The 19,781-nt window shown below is 60.9% G+C and carries 24 protein-coding genes; 9 read left to right on the forward strand and 15 right to left on the reverse strand.

All coding sequences use genetic code 11. The annotated features are described in order from the left end of the window. Nucleotides 1-63 precede the first annotated feature (63 nt). The 11 genes from dagF to Aeroheme_RS02170 all read right to left on the reverse strand — a co-directional run bounded on the left by dagF (nt 64) and on the right by Aeroheme_RS02170 (nt 8,918). Entirely contained in the window at nt 64-804 is a 741-nt protein-coding gene (dagF, locus tag Aeroheme_RS02120; RefSeq protein WP_411166613.1) for a 2-dehydro-3-deoxy-phosphogluconate aldolase, read from the reverse strand. After that, the gene (locus Aeroheme_RS02125) at nt 804-1,919 is read right to left on the reverse strand and encodes a DgaE family pyridoxal phosphate-dependent ammonia lyase (protein WP_411166614.1); all 1,116 of its coding nucleotides are present in this window, start codon (nt 1,917-1,919) and stop codon (nt 804-806) included. Before Aeroheme_RS02125 ends, dagF begins: the two co-directional genes overlap by 1 nt. Continuing rightward, nucleotides 1,903-3,042 (reverse strand): amidohydrolase/deacetylase family metallohydrolase, encoded by a 1,140-nt coding sequence (locus Aeroheme_RS02130; protein WP_411166615.1) that lies wholly within the window; start codon nt 3,040-3,042, stop codon nt 1,903-1,905. Before Aeroheme_RS02130 ends, Aeroheme_RS02125 begins: the two co-directional genes overlap by 17 nt. A gap of 42 nt (nt 3,043-3,084) precedes the next feature. Beyond that, complete coding sequence (locus Aeroheme_RS02135; protein ID WP_025328524.1) at nt 3,085-3,735, reverse strand: DUF4310 family protein; 651 nt, start codon at nt 3,733-3,735, stop codon at nt 3,085-3,087. An 11-nt stretch (nt 3,736-3,746) separates the two neighbouring features. Then, on the reverse strand, nt 3,747-4,523 hold the full coding sequence (locus Aeroheme_RS02140; RefSeq protein WP_106885632.1) for a DUF4311 domain-containing protein: 777 nt from the start codon (nt 4,521-4,523) through the stop codon (nt 3,747-3,749). Between the two features lie 25 nt (nt 4,524-4,548). After that, nucleotides 4,549-4,845, reverse strand: coding sequence for a DUF4312 family protein (locus Aeroheme_RS02145; RefSeq protein WP_106885633.1), 297 nt, complete (start codon nt 4,843-4,845; stop codon nt 4,549-4,551). Then, a complete protein-coding gene (locus tag Aeroheme_RS02150) occupies nt 4,845-5,210 on the reverse strand; it encodes an SFCGS family glycine-rich protein (RefSeq protein ID WP_289980665.1) in 366 nt (121 codons plus the stop codon). Before Aeroheme_RS02150 ends, Aeroheme_RS02145 begins: the two co-directional genes overlap by 1 nt. Beyond that, nucleotides 5,211-5,573: a transcriptional regulator gene (locus Aeroheme_RS02155; protein WP_234566765.1), complete on the reverse strand. Its 363-nt coding sequence runs from the start codon at nt 5,571-5,573 to the stop codon at nt 5,211-5,213. Nucleotides 5,574-5,886: 313 nt separating this feature from the next. Continuing rightward, the gene (gene degS / locus Aeroheme_RS02160; RefSeq protein ID WP_106885636.1) at nt 5,887-7,008 is read right to left on the reverse strand and encodes an outer membrane-stress sensor serine endopeptidase DegS; all 1,122 of its coding nucleotides are present in this window, start codon (nt 7,006-7,008) and stop codon (nt 5,887-5,889) included. Nucleotides 7,009-7,097: 89 nt separating this feature from the next. Beyond that, entirely contained in the window at nt 7,098-8,456 is a 1,359-nt protein-coding gene (locus Aeroheme_RS02165; RefSeq protein ID WP_106885637.1) for a Do family serine endopeptidase, read from the reverse strand. A gap of 81 nt (nt 8,457-8,537) precedes the next feature. Further along, nucleotides 8,538-8,918, reverse strand: a complete 381-nt coding sequence (locus tag Aeroheme_RS02170) for a YhcB family protein (RefSeq protein WP_163148904.1) — start codon at nt 8,916-8,918, stop codon at nt 8,538-8,540. Between the two features lie 139 nt (nt 8,919-9,057). Here Aeroheme_RS02170 and zapE point away from each other — a divergent pair, with 139 nt between their 5' ends. The 8 genes from zapE to Aeroheme_RS02210 all read left to right on the forward strand — a co-directional run bounded on the left by zapE (nt 9,058) and on the right by Aeroheme_RS02210 (nt 15,238). After that, nucleotides 9,058-10,152 (forward strand): cell division protein ZapE, encoded by a 1,095-nt coding sequence (gene zapE / locus Aeroheme_RS02175; protein WP_408846676.1) that lies wholly within the window; start codon nt 9,058-9,060, stop codon nt 10,150-10,152. A 266-nt stretch (nt 10,153-10,418) separates the two neighbouring features. After that, nucleotides 10,419-10,847, forward strand: a complete 429-nt coding sequence (gene rplM, locus Aeroheme_RS02180; protein WP_033132308.1) for a 50S ribosomal protein L13 — start codon at nt 10,419-10,421, stop codon at nt 10,845-10,847. 14 nt (nt 10,848-10,861) lie between these two features. Then, nucleotides 10,862-11,254 (forward strand): 30S ribosomal protein S9, encoded by a 393-nt coding sequence (gene rpsI / locus Aeroheme_RS02185; RefSeq protein WP_005891084.1) that lies wholly within the window; start codon nt 10,862-10,864, stop codon nt 11,252-11,254. Nucleotides 11,255-11,554: 300 nt separating this feature from the next. Beyond that, nucleotides 11,555-12,145, forward strand: coding sequence for a ubiquinol-cytochrome c reductase iron-sulfur subunit (gene petA, locus Aeroheme_RS02190; RefSeq protein WP_025328515.1), 591 nt, complete (start codon nt 11,555-11,557; stop codon nt 12,143-12,145). Between the two features lie 2 nt (nt 12,146-12,147). Continuing rightward, entirely contained in the window at nt 12,148-13,365 is a 1,218-nt protein-coding gene (locus Aeroheme_RS02195; protein WP_408793096.1) for a cytochrome bc complex cytochrome b subunit, read from the forward strand. After that, nucleotides 13,362-14,096 (forward strand): cytochrome c1, encoded by a 735-nt coding sequence (locus Aeroheme_RS02200; protein ID WP_025328514.1) that lies wholly within the window; start codon nt 13,362-13,364, stop codon nt 14,094-14,096. The genes Aeroheme_RS02195 and Aeroheme_RS02200 overlap by 4 nt, the downstream gene beginning before the upstream one ends. A gap of 87 nt (nt 14,097-14,183) precedes the next feature. After that, nucleotides 14,184-14,813 carry a stringent starvation protein SspA gene (gene sspA, locus Aeroheme_RS02205; protein WP_025328513.1) on the forward strand — a complete coding sequence of 210 codons (630 nt, stop codon included), beginning with the start codon at nt 14,184-14,186 and terminating at the stop codon, nt 14,811-14,813. Nucleotides 14,814-14,830: 17 nt separating this feature from the next. Then, the gene (locus Aeroheme_RS02210; protein ID WP_025328512.1) at nt 14,831-15,238 is read left to right on the forward strand and encodes a ClpXP protease specificity-enhancing factor; all 408 of its coding nucleotides are present in this window, start codon (nt 14,831-14,833) and stop codon (nt 15,236-15,238) included. A 46-nt stretch (nt 15,239-15,284) separates the two neighbouring features. On the opposite strand, the gene dolP is transcribed toward Aeroheme_RS02210, so the two are convergent. From dolP to Aeroheme_RS02230, 4 genes are read right to left on the reverse strand one after another with little or no spacing between them, the layout of a single operon-like run. Then, nucleotides 15,285-15,863 (reverse strand): division/outer membrane stress-associated lipid-binding lipoprotein, encoded by a 579-nt coding sequence (gene dolP / locus Aeroheme_RS02215; RefSeq protein WP_290029276.1) that lies wholly within the window; start codon nt 15,861-15,863, stop codon nt 15,285-15,287. Nucleotides 15,864-15,867: 4 nt separating this feature from the next. Continuing rightward, on the reverse strand, nt 15,868-16,458 hold the full coding sequence (locus Aeroheme_RS02220; RefSeq protein WP_005331389.1) for an SIS domain-containing protein: 591 nt from the start codon (nt 16,456-16,458) through the stop codon (nt 15,868-15,870). 9 nt (nt 16,459-16,467) lie between these two features. Next, nucleotides 16,468-16,863, reverse strand: a complete 396-nt coding sequence (locus Aeroheme_RS02225; RefSeq protein WP_411166616.1) for a YraN family protein — start codon at nt 16,861-16,863, stop codon at nt 16,468-16,470. Beyond that, nucleotides 16,781-18,574: a penicillin-binding protein activator gene (locus Aeroheme_RS02230; RefSeq protein ID WP_411166617.1), complete on the reverse strand. Its 1,794-nt coding sequence runs from the start codon at nt 18,572-18,574 to the stop codon at nt 16,781-16,783. The genes Aeroheme_RS02225 and Aeroheme_RS02230 overlap by 83 nt, the downstream gene beginning before the upstream one ends. Before the next feature lie 199 nt (nt 18,575-18,773). On the opposite strand from Aeroheme_RS02230, the gene rsmI reads away from it, so the two are divergent. Next, nucleotides 18,774-19,607 (forward strand): 16S rRNA (cytidine(1402)-2'-O)-methyltransferase, encoded by an 834-nt coding sequence (gene rsmI / locus Aeroheme_RS02235; RefSeq protein WP_139745541.1) that lies wholly within the window; start codon nt 18,774-18,776, stop codon nt 19,605-19,607. Nucleotides 19,608-19,781: the final 174 nt, after the last annotated feature.

The raw sequence follows: 19,781 nt of genomic DNA on the forward strand, positions 1-19,781 counted from the left end.
AACAAGGGGATCATCAACAAGCCAGACACCGGCCTGTGATCGGACCGGTGCCTGCTGGGGTCGTTATGCCAGCAGCGTTTTCACCGTGGCGAGCAGGGTGCGCACATCCTCGGGGCGGGTCTGGCCGCTCTCGCTGTCGATGATGGAGCTGTAGACGTGGGGGATCACCTTCTCGACCCCGGCCTCCAGCGCGATGCGGACTATCTCCTCGAAGTTGTCGAGATCGATGCCGCCGGTGGGTTCCAGCCAGAAGCCGTGACGGGCACAGGCCTCGGCCACCGCCTGATACTCGTCGCGGCAGGCCAGGCCTCCCATGGGGAAGAATTTGACCGAGCTGCCGCCCATGTCCTTGAGCAGGGCAATGGCGGTGTCGATGGGCACAATCCCGTCCGGCTGCTGGGCACTGAGGGGGCCGGTGGAGATCTTCACCATGCCGGGGGTGCCGGTGGGGGAGACAAGGCCATTGACCAGGCTGTGAGGCTGACCCAGCAGCGCCCGACTGGGGCCCACTCCGGTGAATACCTGGTTGACGTGCTGGGGCTGCAGCTGGCGAGCCAGCTCGGCCACCATGGCGGACTGGCGGGGATCCCCCGCTCCCAGACCGATGGAGAGGGCGTTGTCGATAAGCCTGGCGTACTCCCCCATGTCGGCGACGGCGGAGGGCACATCCGGGTAGTTCTTGGAGAGCACGCCGACCAGTACATGGCCCTCGGCCGCCTCATAGATGTCGACGGCATTCTGTCTGGACCCTGCCAGCACGTTGAGACAGACACGATCACGGTAGTAGTTGGGAACAAGGGACATCAGCGGTTCTCCTGAACGAGGTTGGCAATGGCGGAATGGATCTGGTCTAGTTGGGCCGTGCTGACGCTGCGCACGTCGATCTCGATGTGCCCCTCGTTGGCCTTGTAGCCGCGGCAGTAGATGGCCGGATTGCCCTGTTGCAGGCGGGCCACCAGTTGCACCGTCGTCATGCCGATCTGAGCATGGTCGAAGGCGATGTCGGTGCGGGCTATGTCGCGCCCCGCACTGTCCCACACCACCCGGGCGGTGACGCCGGGCAGCAGGTTGAGGCGCTCCATGAAGGGAGTCATCTTGGCAACCATGGCGGCGCCGCTCTCCTGCTCTTTCTCCAGGTAGCGCTCTATGGCGTAGGTCAGGCCGAGGATCCCCTCCTTGCCCACCTTCATGGCGCGCCCTATGCCGTTGGCCTGCTGCTTGACCCACTCCACATACTGACGCTTGCCGAGCACCAGGCCGCTGGTGGGCCCTTCGATGGCCTTGGCGCCGCTGTAGATGACGAGATCCGCCCCTTGCTGGTAATAGAGACGCAGATCCTCTTCCGCCGCCGCATCGACGATGAGCGGCAGCCCGTGGGCCCTGGCCACCTCGGCCGCCTCAGAGACTGACAAAATGCTCTTCTGCACACAGTGGTGGGACTTGATGTAGAGGATGGCGGCGGTATTGGGGTTGATGGCGGCAGCCAGCTGGGCGGGGGAGCACTCGTTGGCATAGCCGGCCTCCACCACCTTGCCGCCCCCCAGGTTGACCATGGTGCCGACCGGCGCGCCGAAGTTCACGTTGTGACCCTTGGGCAGCACTATCTCGCTTGGCACCCCGTGGGCATGGGCATGCAACTGCTCCAGCCGGTAGGGATCGCCGCGCACTATGACGGCGGCCACCGACTGGGCTATGCCGGCACTGGCGCAGGAGACCACCACGGCGTCTTCCACGCCGAGCAGGCCGGCCAGGTAGGCACCTGTCTTGTTGACCAGGTCTTTGACTTCGAAGTAGTGGCCCAGGCCGAAGTTGACCGCGTCGACTACCTCCTGCTCCGGGGTGGAGACGCCGAGGATGGTCATGCGCCCGGAGGCGTTGATCACGGGTTTGAGCTGATATTTCTCATACACGGAAGGCATGGTGAGATTGTCCATATTGAGTGAGAACCAGGTCACCGCCGACCAGGGCGGCGAGGGGGCGCAGTTGCCGGTCGCCGTGGCGGGACTCGGCTTCGGTATCGGTAAAGAGCGTCGGGCCACTCATGACCTCGAACAGGGTCAGATCGGCATCGGTGCCCACCTCGAGTCGTCCCTTGCCGGGCAGACGCAGGGCATCGGCGGCCTGGCTGGTGACACAGGCGATCACCTGCTCCAGGGTCATGCCGATGGCGAGAAACTTCGACATCACGTGAGCCAGACTGTAGACGGGGCCCTTGATGCGGTTCTTGCAGTAGATGTCCGAGCTGATGGTGTGAGGCAGTATCCCTTGCCGGATGGCGGTCTCTGCCACCTCGAAGCTGAAGCTGGCGCCGCCGTGGCCGATGTCGAGGCGCAGACCCCGCTGCATCGCCTCGCGCACCGCGACCCGCAGCTCACCCGCCGGGGTCAGGATGCGGTTGGGCTTACCGTTGAAGCAGTGGGTCAGCAGATCCCCGTCTCCCAGCAGGGCGACTATCTCGTCGAGATCCGGCGGCGTGTTGCCCACGTGCACCATGAGCGGCAGCTGGCCGTTGTCCCGCTGGATTTGTTTAGCCATGCGCAGGGGCTGCAGGCCGTTCTCGCCCACCACGCTGCCGCTCATCCGCGCCTTGATGCCGACGATGAAGGAGGGGTGACGCCGAATGGCCGCCTTGGCCAGCTCAGGGTCTATGTCGGCGGGGTTGGCCAGTTCGTTCTGGCGCAGCAGGCCGATGCGGGAGATGTTGAGCAGGGCATGGACCCGGGTCTTGCAGCCAGCGGCGAGGCGCTGGAAGTCGTCCACGTCGTCGGCCCCGGTGCTGCCCGCGTCTATGACTGTGGTGACACCGGACTCGACGCCCACCTTGTCCGGCTCATCCTGATAGATGGGGGAGGCGGGGTAGCAGTGGGTGTGACCGTCAATCCAGCCAGCGCTCACATGAACCTGTCCGGCTAGTGTGAGGGTTCGCTTCGCCTCGGCCGACTCTGGTAGTGCCCCCAGCGCCGCTATCTTGCCGTCCTGGATGGCGATGTCGATGAGCTGGCCATTTCCCTGGCGTCCCGCTCTGATGATCATGTCATACATGGTGATGACCTCTGAAATGCCGCCCCGAAGGGCGGCGGGGGCTTAGGCCAGGGCAACCGGGAAGAAGGTACCGAGCAGCATGGCACCCAGGATGGCGCCGCCTGTGATGGGCTTCTCCCAGATGTAGAACAGCAGCGCTCCTGCCAGGGAACCCAGGCCTATGGGGATGGAGGCCCCCATGGCGGAGAGGATGATCAGGGGGCCGAGGAAGCGGCCCGAGCTGTTGCCAGCCCCCATCATCACGTCCGCCCCGTAGGTGGAGTTGCTCTGGTTGATGGTGAACTTGCGCGCCAGGATGATCACGTAGCCGATGGCCAGGCCTATGGCCATGCCGGTGACCAGGGAGGCGCCGAAGTTCTCCACCGGGTAGACGATGCCGGCACCCAGCAGCAGTGCGGGAACCCCCAGGCCGACGCCGGTCTGGATGGCGCCGCCTATGTCCAGGATCCCCACCAGGGAGCCCTCTATGATGCGGGCAAACAGGAAGCTGGCACCGAAGGCTGCGACCGCGCCGTAGGCACCTGTGTCCATCCCGGCTTTCAGCATGGCGACGAAGGCCACCTCGTTGAAGGCGCCGACACCGTACAGGTAGAACATGTGGGTCCCGGCAAAGACCCCGGCCGACAGCAGACCGACGAAGATGGGGAAGGACCAGTCGGCGTACCAGAAGTTGTTTCTCAGTTTCTCATCCATGGTGTGGTCCCTTATTTACTGCCAAGCAGGTGATGGACGTTTTCCAGCCACAGGGGAATGCCCAGGTGGAAGGACTCAATCAGTTTCATATCGAAGCCGCGGAAGAAGCCGCTCAGCACGAACAGCAGCACTATGGCGCTCATCATCACCTTGGTGACGTGGTTCCAGCCGCTCTCTTCGACCCCCTTGCCGATCAGGATGCCGAGCACCAGGCCCGGCACGGCGTTGCCCATGATGAGCTGCGCCAGACCGCCGAAGATGGTGGCCCAAAAGCCGGACTTCTTGCCCGCCTCTATGGCGGCCAGCCAGAAGATCACCGGCATGACGGTGTTGACCAGCAGGTTGGCGGCTGGCACCAGCACCTTGACCGCAGTGACCTGCAGGGCCTCGGGCACGGCCGCCGCCGTGCTGTTGAGGAAGGCGACGACGATGGCACCTATGATGCCGCCGGCGATGGCCATCTTCTTGGGGTCGTGCAGGGTAGTGGCGAGATCCCGGTTCTTGAACAGCAGCGCGGCCGTGGCCCAGTGCGGGATGATGCGGTGGTCCACGTCCTGGGTGAAGGCTCCAGCCGCGACCGTGGAGGCCCAGGCGTTGAAGAAGAAGCCAAGCCCGAACGAGAAGTGGGAGGCGGGATCCCCTTCGCAGGAGTTGAGCTCACCCAGGGTGCGGAAGGCACCCATGCCCTGTACTGTCGGGGCGTGGAACATCCGCGCCGCGCCGGCTCCCACGCCGACGCCCACCAGGCCGCCGATGATGAGTGACTTCATCAAAATGATTAGAAACATCCAACATGTCCTTTTGGTTGTGGGGTTAGGCCCTGGTGAAATCCACCTTGTCGACATCCAGGCTGCTGACCTTGACAGTGATCTCCAGCTGGACCCTGAACTCGCGGCGCTGGCGCGGCAGGAAGAAGAACAGGAACTTCTCCACCCGCACCGACTCCTCGGCCTTGAGCACCCGGACCTCGAGCGGCTCGATGCGCAGCATCACCCTGGGGTTGTCCTTGAGCAGGCTGGATTGCACCTGGCCGAGGGCGGCGGCAAACGCCTGCTGGCGGGTCGCCCCCTTGCCGTTGACCATGACCTGGGTGGTGAAGTCCTCTTTCATCAGGCGCGCCCGTGTTTCTTGGCGAAGGCTTCGATCAACTTCTGACCCAGCTCTTCCTTGTCCATGAAGCCGAAGCCCAGCACCACGCAGCCTTCGTTGATGGCGGTCACACCCTCCTCGACGGAGCGCATGCCGTAGCGGCACTTGTAGCCGTACTTGGTCTGGGCCGTGATGGCGCCAGCGCCGCCGCTGCCGCAGAAGGAGATGCCGAGATCCGCCTGCTCCTTGTTCATCACATCACCGAGCTTCATGTCGGCTGCCATGCCGGGGATGACGGTCACTGTGGCGCCGGCGGCCTCTGCCCCTGCTCCTACCTTCTGGCCCTTGCCGAGACGATCTCCAATCACGAGTTTGATGGCTGACATTTAGATTTCTCCTTTGACTGAGCTGAGTTCATTTTCTTTGGCAACTTCGAAATGGACGGACAAGAGGTGGGCCTCTTCATAGGCCAGCCTGTCCAGCCAGCCGACCACTTGTTCGGCGAGGCGCAGGGAGAGGGGGGAGATCTCCTCGAACAGGCTGAGGTCGACCTCGGGCAGGGCTTCACCGCTGTGGGAGCGCCACACCATGGCCTTGACGTGGGAGGCGAGCATCTGTTTCTGCACCTCGTTGGGGATGATGCCCTGATCCGCCAGCAGGCCGTGGATGCGCGCCAGAATGAGATCTGTCTTGCGCAGCAACGCCGGGCTGTTAGGGGTCAGGGCTGTGTCATGAGTGTCGGTAGTCAAGGTCTGCTCTCCAAGGCTGGCAGAAAGGATGGGATTACCTTAAGACGGGGAAGAGAGCAGGAGGAGGCACGGTTTTTCCGATTCGAAATGGAAATTCCGGGCAAAAAGCCCCGAAAGAGGCCGGATTTGTGGCGGCAAGGGGGAAAGGGAGGGGATTGACCCCGGTGTCGTGTGAGCGGGACCACAGTTTCACCCCGCAGCCGCCCGGTCGGGTGCCGGTGGAAACTGTGAGTCATCTCACGCCAGGAAAGGGGGGCCTGAGAAGGAGGCACGAAAAAGGGGCCCTGATGGCCCCTCTGTTGGCTCCCTGCCGTCAGCTGGCGGGTGATGCGCTGCTGGTGGGCAGATTCTGGTAGCGCACGTCTTCCTCTATGATGACGTCGACGTCCAGAGGCTTGCCATTGCGGATCACCGAGATGGTCAGCTTGGTGCCGGGGCGGCTCTCGACGATCTTGTCCATCACGGGGCGCACGCCGCTGATGGCCTCGCCGTTGATCTTGAGCAGCACATCCCCGCGCCTGAGGCCTGCCTTGGTGGCCGGGCCGTCGGGATCCAGACTCTCCACCACCAGACCCTGCAGATCCCCGAGATTCATCATGCGCGCGACTATGGGGTTGATCTCGACGCTGGAGATGCCGAGGTAGCCGCGGATGACACGGCCATTGGCGATCAGCTCGTCCATGATCCGCTTGGCCAGCTTGTAGGGGATGGCGAAGCTGATGCCGTAGCTCTCCTGATTGCCGTTGAGGTGGTAGGCGGCGGTGTTGATGCCCACCAGGTCGCCACGGCCATTGACCAGGGCGCCACCCGAGTTGCCCTCGTTGATGGCGGCATCGGTCTGCAGCAGATCCTGCCGGCCGTTGCTGTCCGGCCCCATGCTGGAGAGACCTATGCGGCCGGTGGCGCTGATGATGCCCTGGGTGATGGTCTGGCCGACGTTGTAGGGGTTGCCGATGGCGAGCACCACATCGCCCACGTCCGGCAGCCGCTCCGGATCCTGCGGTATCACCGGCAGGTTGTCCGACTCTATGTAGAGCACGGCGAGATCGGTCAGCTTGTCGGTGCCGACCAGCTCGGCGCTGAATACCCGGCCATCCTGCAGCGCGACTATGATCTGGTCCGCATCGGCGATGACGTGGTAGTTGGTCAGCACATGACCACGCTGGTTCATGATGACCCCGGAGCCCAGCCCCTGTGGCCTCAGCTCCGCCTTCTCGCCGCGATTGCCGGCGAAACTGCGGGTGTAGATGTTGACGACGGCAGGGCCGGCGCGGTGGGCGGCATAGGAGAAACTCAGCTCGCGGGCATTGGTGATGAGACCCGGCAGGGGGGCGCCGCCCCGAAAACTGGGGAACAGCAGCAGCAGGAGCGCAGCCACGGTGAGGCCAAAGCCGACAGACTTGCCCAAGTAACTGATCAAAGGTGGGATTTTCATGTCATTCTCGTCCGTACATGCTGCGCGCAGAGAATAACATTATCGGTGGATAAAAATCACCCGCGGCGGTTGCCGCGGGTGTGAGGGACTTAACGGATCACCAAATAGAGCGAGGAGTCGCCGCGCTGTATGTTCAGCGCCAGGACTTCCGGCTTGTTCTTCAAGGCCTTGGTCAGCTCATCCATGGAGTTGATGCGCAGACGATTGACCCCGATGATGATGTCGCCCTTCTGCAGGCCGGCAGCGGCGGCAGGGGAGCGCGGATCTATGTCGGCCACAGCCACGCCGGTCACCGGATCCGAGGTGGTGCTGAGCTTGGCCCCTTCCAGTGCCGGGTGCAGGGCGCTGGCGAGGATCTCGCTGTCATCTGCCTTCTTCAGGGTGACCTTGACGGTCTGCTCCTTGCCATCACGGATGAGGCCGAGTGCAACCTGCTTGTCGGCGCCCATGGTGGCGATCTTGGCTCGCAGTTCACCGAACGAGCGGATGGGCTTGCCATCTATGCTGATGATGATGTCGCCGGCCTTGATGCCCGCCTTGGCGGCGGCGGAGTCAGGCATGACCTGGTTGACGAAGGCACCATCCTTCTTGTTGTAGCCGAAGGACTTGGCGATATCCGTGGTCAGCTCTGTGCCGGTGATCCCCAGCTGGCCACGGCGCACTTCACCGTATTTCACGATCTGCTCGGACAGGTCGCGCACCATGTTGGAGGGGATGGCGAAGCCGATACCTATGTTGCCGCCGTTCGGGCCCAGGATGGCGGTGTTGATGCCGATAAGCTCCCCACGCAGGTTGAGCAGGGCGCCACCCGAGTTGCCCGAGTTGATGGCCGCATCGGTCTGGATGAAGTTCTCCAGGTTCTCGATGTTGAGGCCGCTGCGACCCAGGGCGCTGACGATACCCGAGGTGACGGTCTGACCCAGGCCGAAGGGGTTGCCGATGGCCAGGGCATAGTCACCGACCCGCAGCTCGTCCGAGTCGGCGAACTTGATCTGCACCAGGTCCTCCGCCTTGATTTGCAGCAGGGCGATGTCGGACTGCTTGTCTTCACCTATCTTCTTGGCCGCGTATTCGCGACCGTCTTTCAGGTTGACCTTGATCTCGTCCGCTTCGTGGACCACGTGGGCGTTGGTGATCACGTAGCCCTTCTTGGCATCTATGATGACGCCGGATCCAAGGGCCTGGAAAGGCTGCTCGCTCACCTGCTCATCGGGCATGTTGGGGCCGAAGAAGAAGCGGAATTGTTCCGGCAGGCGCTGGCGGGTGATCTTCTTGCCAGAGACGGAGATGTTGACCACGGCAGGGGTTACCTGCTCGAGCACGGGGGCCAGGCTCGGCATCTCCTGGCTGTTGCCCATCAGGGGCAGGGCGGCTTGTGCCGGCGCTGCTGACAGGGCGATACCGACACTGAGGGCTAACACACTGAATACAGAAAGAGATTTACGCATATGAGAAACAGCTCCCAGAAAAAGTTGCAATGCAATCGTCAAGGTCTGACCACGATAAGGCGTAATTAGTTCCACCAGAGGCTAACCGGGCTGCTTGAGCAGGCCGGAGGCACCGGCGTAGTCACGGGGCGGCTGGCCCGGCTCCTCGCTGGCGGAGTCAGCGTTGCCTTCTTCCACCTGAGGTTCGCGGAACAAGGGTTCCTGCGCCTTGGCGAGGAACTTACTCTGTTCGGCCATGTGGCGATAGAGGGTCTGGTATTGATCGGCCAACTGCTCCATCAGGGCGGCGCTGTCGGCGAAGTGGGTGGTGATCTGGCCCTGGTAGCTTTCCAGCTCCTTGTGAGCCTTTTTCAGCTCCTGTTCCAGGCGCCCGGCATCCCGGCTGCGGACAGTGAAACGGCCGATCAACACGCCGATGATCAGGGCGGCTACCGCCAGCAGGATCCCGTTTAACAGAGTCATAGAAGCTCCTTGTTACAGCTAAATCGATGAGTTTGAGGCGGCCGGATTGACCGCGATGCCTCGTTGGCACTATACCGTGCACCCCGAGAGCGTGATACCATTTTGTCCCTCATTCAGGGACTTGGAGGCGGTTTACAGGATGACCCCGCAGCAAAAATACCAGCAGGATTTGCAGCGTCCCGGCTTTTTGGCCGACCCGGCCCAGGCGATGGCCGTGACCCGCCTGGAGCGACTCTATCAGGATTTGTGCGCCAGCCCGACTCCGACCAGATCCCGTGGCCTGCTCGGCTGGCTGCAAAAGCCGAAAGCCCGCGAGCCCATCCTGGGTCTCTATATGTGGGGCGGAGTGGGCAGAGGCAAGACCTGGCTGATGGATACTTTTTTCGACAGCCTGCCGGGGGAGCGCAAACTGCGCGTCCACTTCCACCGTTTCATGCATCGGGTGCACGATGAACTCAAGGGCCTGACCGGTCAGGCCGATCCGCTCAAGCTCATCGCCAGCAAGCTGGCCGGCGAGACAGACATCATCTGCTTTGACGAGTTTTTCGTCTCCGACATCACGGATGCCATGCTGCTGGGCACCCTGTTCCAGGAGCTGTTCGGTCATGGCGTTGTGCTGGTGGCCACCTCCAACATCCCGCCCCGGGACCTTTATCGCAATGGGCTGCAGCGAGCCCGCTTCCTGCCTGCCATCGCCCTCATAGAGCACCACTGCGAGGTACTCAATGTGGATGGTGGCGTCGACTACCGGCTGCGCACCCTGGAGCAGGCGGAAATCTATCACTTCCCGCTGGATCAGCAGGCCAGGTCCAATCTGGACCGCTATTTTGGGCAACTGACCGGGCTGGGGCAGATCGCGGCCGCCACGCTGGAGATCAACCATCGTCAGCTAAGCGCGCTGGGCGTGGGGGAGGGGGTGCTTTATATGGAGTTCGAACAGCTCTGCTGTACTCCGCGATCCCAGGGGGACTACATAGAGCTGGCCCGGGAGTTTCACACCGTCCTGCTGGCCAACGTGCAGCCCATGGGCACAGGCACGGACGATGCGGCGCGCCGTTTCATCGCCATGGTGGACGAGTTCTATGAGCGGCACGTCAAACTCATTCTGTCGGCGGCGGTGCCCATGGCCGCGCTCTACGGAGATGGCCTGCTGAATTTCGAATTCAAGCGCTGTCTTTCGCGGCTTCAGGAAATGCAATCGCACGAATACCTTGCAAGAGTGCACCTTCCTTAGTCACAATACCGCGCCTGCCAGTCGGATGGGCATCTGCGGCAGGTAGGGCCGGGCGACATTTGCTAGCTTCATGGCAGTGAAATTAGCAGGTGATATTTAAGGCAACTTCACTTATAATCGCCCGGCCCACGTTACAGCTGTCGATAAGACAGCAACACTTTAAGCTTTACTTGTATTCGAAGGGGTACAGGTAGGCCATCGTTTGTTGTTTGTGGGAGAGCCCCCATAAGCAATTGGGTCTGTAACAGGTAATTGGGTTTAACTTAATGAAAACTTTCGTTGCCAAGCCAGAAACCGTAAAACGTGACTGGTACATTGTGGACGCAGAAGGTAAAACTCTGGGTCGTATCGCAACCGAGATCGCTGCTCGTCTGCGTGGTAAGCACAAAGCTGAATACACTCCGCACGTTGACACCGGTGATTACATCATCGTTGTAAACGCTGAGAAGGTACACGTAACCGGTAAGAAATTTACCGACAAAATGTACCATTCTCACTCCGGTTTCCCGGGTGGTATCAAGTCCATCAGCTTTGACAAGCTGATTCAGCGCAAGCCGGAAATGGTAATCGAAGCTGCCGTCAAGGGCATGCTGCCGAAGGGTCCGCTGGGCCGTGCCATGTTCCGTAAGCTGAAAGTTTACGCAGGCGCAGAGCACGCTCATGCTGCTCAGCAACCTCAAGTACTGGATATCTAACGGGAACTGGCAACATGGCAGAAAATCAATACTACGGTACCGGCCGTCGCAAAAGCTCCACTGCTCGCGTCTTTATCAAAGCGGGTAGCGGTAAAATCGTAATCAACCAGCGCTCCCTGGAGCAATACTTCGGCCGTCCGACTGCTCGTATGGTAGTTCGTCAGCCGCTGGAACTGGTTGAGATGACCGAGAAACTGGATCTGTACATCACCGTTAACGGTGGTGGCATCTCCGGTCAAGCTGGTGCGATCCGTCACGGTATCACTCGTGCTCTGATGCAGTACGACGAGACCCTGCGTGGCGAACTGCGTAAAGCTGGCTTTGTTACTCGCGATGCCCGTAAGGTTGAGCGTAAGAAAGTCGGTCTGCACAAAGCGCGTAAGCGTCCGCAGTACTCCAAGCGTTAATTCGCTTTTGGTACGCACTCTCACGAGTGTCAAAAAAGCCTGGCCATGTGCCAGGCTTTTTTTATTGGTAATATTACATAGGCCAATGCTAACCATACGTCACAAAAGACAAAAATTTGTGTGTTTATTGTTTTTGCCCATCGCTTCTCTTTCTTGTCAAATTGTTATCTTTTCTTTAAAATTTCCATGGTCTTTCTGTGTCAATTGCCACTCCGCTTCCGCCGCAGTTGTCAGAGGGAGAGGAGATAGGAAACGGGGACACTATAAGAATGAGCGGAGTCCACATGGGAGAGTTTTTGGATGAGCAATGCGCCAGTTGATACCGGTCGCCGCAGATTTCTTACCTGGTCAACGGTTGCCGTTGGCGGTGTAGGAGCTGCTTTTACCGCAGTGCCGTTTATAAAGTCATGGAATCCGAGTGCCAAAGCCAAAGCGGCCGGGGCACCGGTAGAGGTGGATATCAGCAAGTTGGAGCCGGGTCAGCTGATCCGCGTCGAGTGGCGCGGCAAGCCGGTCTGGGTGGTGAAGCGCACCAAGCAGACCCTGGATGCCCTGGCCACGCACGATGACAAACTGCGCGATCCCGCCTCCGATGAGCCACAGCAGCCGGACTATGCCCACAACGGCTACAGATCCATCAAGCCGGAGATCTTCGTGGCGGTCGGTATCTGTACCCATCTGGGCTGCTCCCCCTCCTACCTGCCGGACAGCTTCGGCGAGCAGGTGCAAGGGGTGACCTCCGGCTTCTTCTGCCCATGCCATGGTTCCAAGTTCGACATGGCCGGTCGAGTGTTCCAGGGCGTGCCCGCACCGCTGAACCTGGTCATTCCGCCATACCAATTTCTTAGCGACACCACCATTCTGGTCGGTGCCGATGGCAAGGAGGCCTGACCATGTTTGCCAAAATCATGGGCTGGATTGACGATCGTTTCCCGCTCACGGCCATGTACAACGACCACATGGCCAAGTATCCGGCTCCCAAGAACCTGAACTTCTGGTACTTCTTCGGTTCCCTTGCCATGTTGGTGCTGGTCAACCAGATCATCACCGGCATCTGGCTCACCATGAACTACAACCCGTCGGCGGAGGGGGCCTTTGCCTCCGTGGAATACATAATGCGGGACGTGGACTACGGCTGGCTGCTGCGCTACATGCACTCCACCGGCGCCTCCGCCTTCTTCGTTGTGGTCTATCTGCACATGTTTCGCGGCATGATCTACGGCTCCTATCAGAAGCCGCGCGAGCTGCTGTGGATCTTCGGCATGCTGATCTTCCTGGTGCTGATGGCCGAAGCCTTCATGGGTTACCTGCTGCCCTGGGGACAGATGTCGTTCTGGGGGGCCCAGGTCATCATCTCGCTGTTTGGCGCCATCCCGGTCATAGGTGACGATCTGACCCTGTGGATCCGGGGTGACTACGTCATCTCGGGGGCTACCCTGAACCGCTTCTTCGCGCTGCACGTGATCGCCCTGCCGCTGGTGCTGGTGATGCTGGTTGCCATGCACATACTGGCGTTGCACGAAGTGGGCTCCAACAACCCGGACGGCATCGATATCAAGAAGCACAAGGATGAGAAAGGCTGGCCGCTGGATGCGGTGGCATTCCATCCCTACTTCACTGTGAAGGACATGATAGGGGTGGCGGGCTTCCTGTTCCTGTTCTGCGCCATCATCTTCTTCAAGCCGGATATGTGGGGCTACTTCCTCGAGAAACCGAACTTTGAAGTGGCGAACGGGCTGAAGACGCCGGCGCACATAGCCCCTGTCTGGTACTTCACCCCCTTCTACGCCATCTTGCGCGCAGTGCCGGACAAGCTGCTGGGGGTCATCATGATGGGGCTCTCCATCGTCGTGCTCTTCCTGCTGCCCTGGCTGGATCGCTGCAAGGTGCGTTCGGTGCGCTACCGCAGCACCCTGCACAAGCTGAACATCGCCCAGTTCGTGGTCTGCTTCGTCATCCTGGGTGTGTTGGGCGTTCTGCCATCTACGCCCATGCTGACGCTGATCGCGCAGCTCTGCACTCTGGGTTATTTCGGGTTCTTCGTCCTGCTGTTCTTCTACAGCAAGAATGAGAGCACCAAGCCGCTGCCGGAGAGGGTGACATTCAAATGAAAAGAATAATTTTTGCAGTGCTGGCCCTGCTGCCCGGTCTGGTGTTGGCCGCTGGCGGTGGCTTCCCCCTCGACAAGGCAGAGTACGATCTGAGTGACAAGGCATCCCTGCAACGGGGGGCTGCGACCTTCATGAACTACTGTGCCGGTTGTCACTCCACCCAATACCAGCGTTATAACCGGGTGGCCGCGGACATCGGCATTCCGGAAGAGCTGATGAGGGAGAACCTGGTCTTCACCGGCGCCAAGATTGGCGATCTGATGAAGAGCGCCATGTCCGAGAAGGATGCGGCGCGCTGGTTCGGGGCGCCGCCACCGGATCTGACCCTGGTGGCCAGGGTGCGGGGCGCCGACTGGATTTACACCTATCTGCGTTCTTTCTATGTGGACGAAACCCGGCCATTTGGTGTGAACAATGCGGTCTTCCCGTCCGTGGGCATGCCCCACGTATTGGAGCCGTTGCAGGGGACTCCCCGTGCCGAGTTCGAGACCCACACCCTGGATGGAGTGGAGATGCAACAAGTCGTCAGCATCAAATCTGACGGCAATGGTGAAATGAACAACGAAGAATATGATCAGACGGTACTGGATCTGGTAAACTTCTTGGTCTACTCGGCTGAGCCGGTGCAGCAGGAGCGCGAACGCATGGGCTTCTGGGTGCTCGGTTTCATCGCAATCTTCTTCATCTTCACTGTGCTGTTGAAGAAGGAATTCTGGCGCGACGTTCACTAAGCGACCAGATCGGAGTAATATGACGCACGGCAATGGAGATCAAGATGCTTCATTGCCGTTTCTGCTTTTTAATGACGGGAGGGTTCAATGGCTGTAGCTGCCAATAAGCGTTCGGTAATGACGCTGTTTTCCGGTGCCAACGATATGTTCAGCCATCAGGTGCGTATTGTCCTGGCGGAGAAGGGTGTTAGCGTGGATATCTGCCAGGTTGACCCGAGCAACCTGCCGGACGAGCTGGCCGAGCTGAACCCGTACAACACTGTACCGACTCTGGTGGATCGCGAGCTGGCGTTGTACACCTCGCGCATCATCATGGAATATCTGGACGAGCGCTTCCCGCACCCGCCCCTGATGCCTGTCTATCCGGTGGCTCGCGGCAACAGCCGTCTGATGATGCATCGCATCGAGCTGGACTGGTACTCGCTGGCCGACAAGATCATGGCGGGCACCGATACCGAAGCCGCCCGTGCCGAGCTGCGTGACAACCTGCTGGCCATAGCCCCTATCTTTGGCGAGATGCCCTACTTCATGAGCGAAGAGTTCGGTCTGGTTGACTGCTACATGGCTCCGCTGCTGTGGCGTCTGCCGAGCCTGGGCATCGACTTTACCGGCCGTGGTGCCAAAGAGCTGAAGGCTTACATGGTCCGTCTGTTCGAACGTGAATCCTTCCAGGCCTCCCTGACCGAGGCTGAACGCGAGATCCGTGCCAGCGTATGAGTAGTATGGAACCGACCATGACACCCAGTCGCCCCTATCTGTTGCGGGCGTTTTTTGACTGGTTGCTGGATAACGACTTGACCCCGCATCTGGTGGTCAATGCCAATATCCCCCATGTGATGGTGCCGATGCAGTTCGTGCAGGATGGGCAGATCGTCCTGAACATAGCGCCTCGGGCCGTGGGCCAGTTCCACATGGATAATGATGCCGTCAGCTTCAGCGCCCGCTTCGGCGGCGTGTCACAGCAGGTCTACATTCCCATGGCGGCCATATTGGCCATTCATGCCAGGGAAAACGGCGTGGGAACCCTGTTCCCGCCTGAGCCGGGCTACGATCTCTGGCTGGAGCAGGCCGAGGCGCCGGTAGAACCCGAGCCGGAGCCACCGCGCCCGACGGGTCGTCCGACCCTGAAAGTCATCAAATAAAAAACGCAGCCAACTGGCTGCGTTTTTTTATCTCATCATTGCCCGCTTAGTTCTGGGCAAATTCGAAGGCCTTGATAACCTGCTTGACCCCGCTGACGTGGCGGGCGATCTCCACTGCCTGATCCCCTTCCTGACGGGTCACCAGGCCGATGAGAAACACCTCGCTGTTCTCGGTGACCACCTTGACCTTGGTGCTGTCGAAGTTCTTGGTGCCCAGCATGTCGGCCCGTACCTTGGAGGTGATCCAGGTATCGTTGCTGCGTACCCCTATGCTCACCGGCTTGCCGAGACGCAGCTCATTGTAGACATGACGAACCCCTTCGATCCGGCTCACAATCTTGCCCGCTTCCTGCTTGTAAGCGTCAGACGGTGTCTGACCGACCAGCAAGACACGGCCGTTGTTGCTGTAGACGCTGATCTTGCTGGAGGCGCTCAGCGACTTGTTGTCGGCCAGCAGATTGGCCGCTTTCAGCTCTATGGTCTGATCGTCCCACTGGGCACCCAGGGTGCGACGATCCCCGGTCGCCTTGGCGGTACCGGCTGCGCCACCCACTACCACGGCGGCACAGCCTTGCAGCAGCAGGGCGCCGGTCAGCAGGGCGAGTGCGAGAATAGGCTTCTTCATGGTTTCAATCTTCCTGTTGCGGGAAAAGTGTCTGGTCGATGAGATCACAGAGGCAGTGCAGGGTCAACAGATTCACTTCCAGAATGCGAGGACGGCGGGCGGATGGCACGCGGATCTCCACGTCATTGGGCCCGAGCAGGCCGGCTATCTCACCACCGTCGCCCCCACCGAGCACTATGATGGTCATGTCGCGGGAGAGTGCCGCTTCAGCGGCCTTGATCAGGCTGCGGCTGTTACCCGTGGTGGTGAGCACCACCAGGATGTCGCCGGGTTGACCCAGAGCCCTGATCTGCTTGGCATAGACCTCTTCGAAGCCGTGATCGGTGGCGATGGCGCTGATGGTGGCCATGTCGGGGGTCAGGGCCAGGCCAGGCAGGGAGGGGCGTGGCGTTTCGTAGCAGTTGACTAGCTCGGAGATGAACAGCTGTGCCAGGGCCGAGGAGGGGCCATTGCCGCATGCCATGACCTTGTGGCCATTGAGCAGGCAGATGGTCAGCATCTGGGCCGCAGTGTGGATGGCGTCCGGCAGCGCCTCGGCGGCGGCTATCTTGGTCTGGATGCTTTCGGTGTAATTCTCTTTGATGGGATCAGTCATGGGGTCCTCTTAAAAAGCGTTCTGGATCCAGTCTGGCTGGTCGCCCTCGAACGCGATCACATCGAATCGGCAGGCCTGGCTGGCCTCGTTGATGGCATGTTGCTTGAAATAGTGGCGCGCGGCCAGCACGATCTTGTGCTGTTTGCGCCGGGTGACCGAGCTGGCGGCTCCGCCATGGCTGGCCCGAGCGCGATATCTGACCTCGACAAACACCAGGGTATCCCCCTGGCGCATGACGAGATCTATTTCACCACCACGGCAGCGGTAGTTGCGGGTCACGGGTTGCAGGCCGCGGGCCTGCAACCAGCATTCCGCTACTTGCTCAAAGTGCTGTCCCTTGCTCGTCGCTGCCGACGGCAACAGGTTCAACCACTGCTGGTGCAGTTGTGCCAGTAGCCTCTTCATGGGGGGGGGTGTCCTCCAGCTGGGGCACGGCGCTGTCGCTGACCAGCTTGCCATTCTGGTAGGTGGCCCAGTCCAGCATGCGCACTATGTTGCCCTGGGGATCCACGCTCAGCTGCCCGCTCATGCCCGGTTGCTGCATGGCATTGAGCTTGCGCATCTGCGGCAGGTTGCCGGCCAGGCTGACCGCATCGTAGCCGAGGGCAAACAGGCGCAGCAGGTCACCCTGGGTCTGTGGCCAGAGCAGGGCTATCTGTTCCCGTTGCTGCTCATAGCCTCCCAGCAGCAGCGGCATGTCGGAGATGTGCATGCCGTTAAGTTCGGAAGCCACCTCGGTCGCCCCGCTGTCATAGCCTCGCGAGCTGCTGTAGATGGGCAGGCTGCCCATGGGATTGACCGAGATGTCCACATAGGGCTTGATCATCCTGGTCTCCAGGCTGTTGGCTACCACATAGACGGCGTCTATGCTGCGCGGTGCCGCATCAGAGAGCTGCACTATCTCCCCGGCCCGGGCGGTGGAACGACCGCTCAGGGCATTCTTGACCATGCCCTGCACCTCGTTGCGTGCCCCGAAGGTGGCGACCACGGGCTTCTCCTGGCTGACGCCAGCCCAGGCCTGCTCGAATGCCTTGATGCTGCTGTAGCCAATCCGGCCTTGCGCCGCGATCAGCAGCGGCTTGCGGTAACCCTGACCATAGAGGTACTGGGCTGCCTGGCTCGCATCAGCGGCGGCGGAGAGGGAGAAATAGAAGGTGTTGTCGTTGATGATCGGCTTGTCCAGCTCGTTGAGCGCCAGCACCGGCACGGCCGGGTTGGACTTGAGCAGCTCCTCGACCTGATCTTTCAGCAGCGGGCCAATGATCATGTTGGCCCCCTCCTGGATCGCCTGCTTGTAGAGATCCCCCATCGCCTTGCCCTGAGTGTCATAGAAGTTCAGGGTGAATTGCCCCTGATTATCCTTGTAGGACATCAGCATGCCGTTGCGGATGGCGGCGCCCTGCGCCTCCAGGTTGCCGGAGAGGGGCAGGAAGACCGCGACCTGCTGCAGTGCTCCTGTATCCGTGGTGGCGAGATCCCCGAGGCCGGCCGGCATGTCAGTCTGGGCCGGGTGGTTCGGGAAGCTCTGCTTCCAGCCTGCGAGCTGGCGCGCGAGTTGACTTGGCTGGGCGCCAAACTCGTTCACCAGTGCCGCCAGTCGCAGCCAGCCGGTGGTCACGTCGGGGGCCGGCGCCTCTTCCAGCGCCTGCAGGGTGGAGGGGGTCATGCTTTTCAGCAGGGACCAGATCTGCTGGTGGTTGGTGGCCAGCTCATTCTTGGCCAGGTAAGGCTCCAGCAGGATCAGCGACTTGGCCGCGCCAAACTTGTTGTTGATGTCCAGTTGCAGCACCACCCGCTGGCGATACCAATCCTTCTGGGTATCGGCATCGAGGGCCACATCCGGCTTGCCTTCCAGCAGGATCAACGCCTGGTTGGCGTTGCCCTGGGCCAGCAAGAGGTGCGCCTGCAGCAGTTGCAGTTGTGCCTGCTGCACCGGGTTGCCGGCCTGCTTCTGCAACTGTTGATACAGGGCGGCGGCCGGTTTGGCCTGACCAAGCGCCAGATAACTGCGCGCCGCCATCACCTGCCAGGTGAAGGCCTCGGCCGGTTTGGCGGGATCCACCTGCTCCAGATACCACTGGGCATTCTTGGTCAGATCCGAGAACGCCGACGGCATGCCGGGCTCCGCGGAAGATGGGTTGGGCTCCGACGCACAGGCGGCGAGCAGTACTGCCGCGAGTATGATGCCGAAGAGTCGTGATACACTTAGCTGCTTTGTAACCCGGTTCAAGTTCATTCCCCGACCAGTGTTGAAGTTCTCCATAGTGTAAACGGGCCAATATGGCGACACAATTGTCGGGACACTCGGAGATCCCATGAGTGACACCCCAACCCTGTATATAGTCCCCACTCCCATCGGTAATCTGGCGGATATCACCCAGCGTGCATTGGACATTTTACGCAGCGTCGATCTGGTGGCCGCCGAAGATACCCGGCACTCCGGCATCCTGCTCAGCCACTACCAAATATCGGTGCCGACCTTCGCCCTGCACGATCACAACGAGCAGCAGAAGGCGGATGTGCTGATCGGCCGGATCAAGGAAGGCAAGAGCGTCGCCCTGGTCTCGGATGCGGGCACGCCGCTCATCAGCGACCCCGGCTATCACCTGGTCACCCGCTGTCGCGAGGCCGGGGTCAAGGTGGTGCCGCTGCCGGGCCCTTGCGCCGCCATCACTGCACTCTCTGCCGCCGGTCTGCCCACAGATCGCTTCGCCTTCGAAGGGTTTCTGCCGGCGAAAGCCAAGGGCCGCGACGACAGGCTGCAAGCCGTCATCGAAGACACCCGTTCCCTGGTGTTCTACGAGTCGCCGCGCCGGGTGCAGGATACGGTGGAGGCCATCGCTCGCATCCTCGGTGAACGTCAGGTGGTGGTGTGCCGCGAGCTGACCAAGACTTTCGAATCCATCCACGGTCTGCCTGCCTCCGAGATGCTGACCTGGCTTGGGGAAGACGATAATCGCTGCCGCGGCGAAATCGTGCTGGTGGTCGCCGGTGCCAGCAAGGTGGATGAAGAGCTGCCCGCTGAGGCGATCCGCACCCTGGGGCTGCTGGTGGCGGAGCTGCCGCTAAAAAAAGCGGCGGCCTTGACCGCCGAGATCCACGGCGTGAAGAAGAATGCCCTCTACAAATATGGTCTCGAGCACCACTGAGCCGTGCAAGCAGGCCAATGAGCACCGCCAAGGCGTAAAAATAGGCAAAATGAGAGCGTTCTGACTGGCGCAGGCCAGGGGGCCCGCAAGAGTGGGCCCGGCCGGCAGGGGTTGGCGCACGATTAATTGCTGCAAACGGGAATTGCCGGTTTACCCCACTGTGTCACGAGGCTA

The sequence above is a fragment of the Aeromonas sp. DSM 116730 genome (assembly GCF_046581335.1).
GTDB lineage: Bacteria > Pseudomonadota > Gammaproteobacteria > Enterobacterales > Aeromonadaceae > Aeromonas > Aeromonas rivipollensis.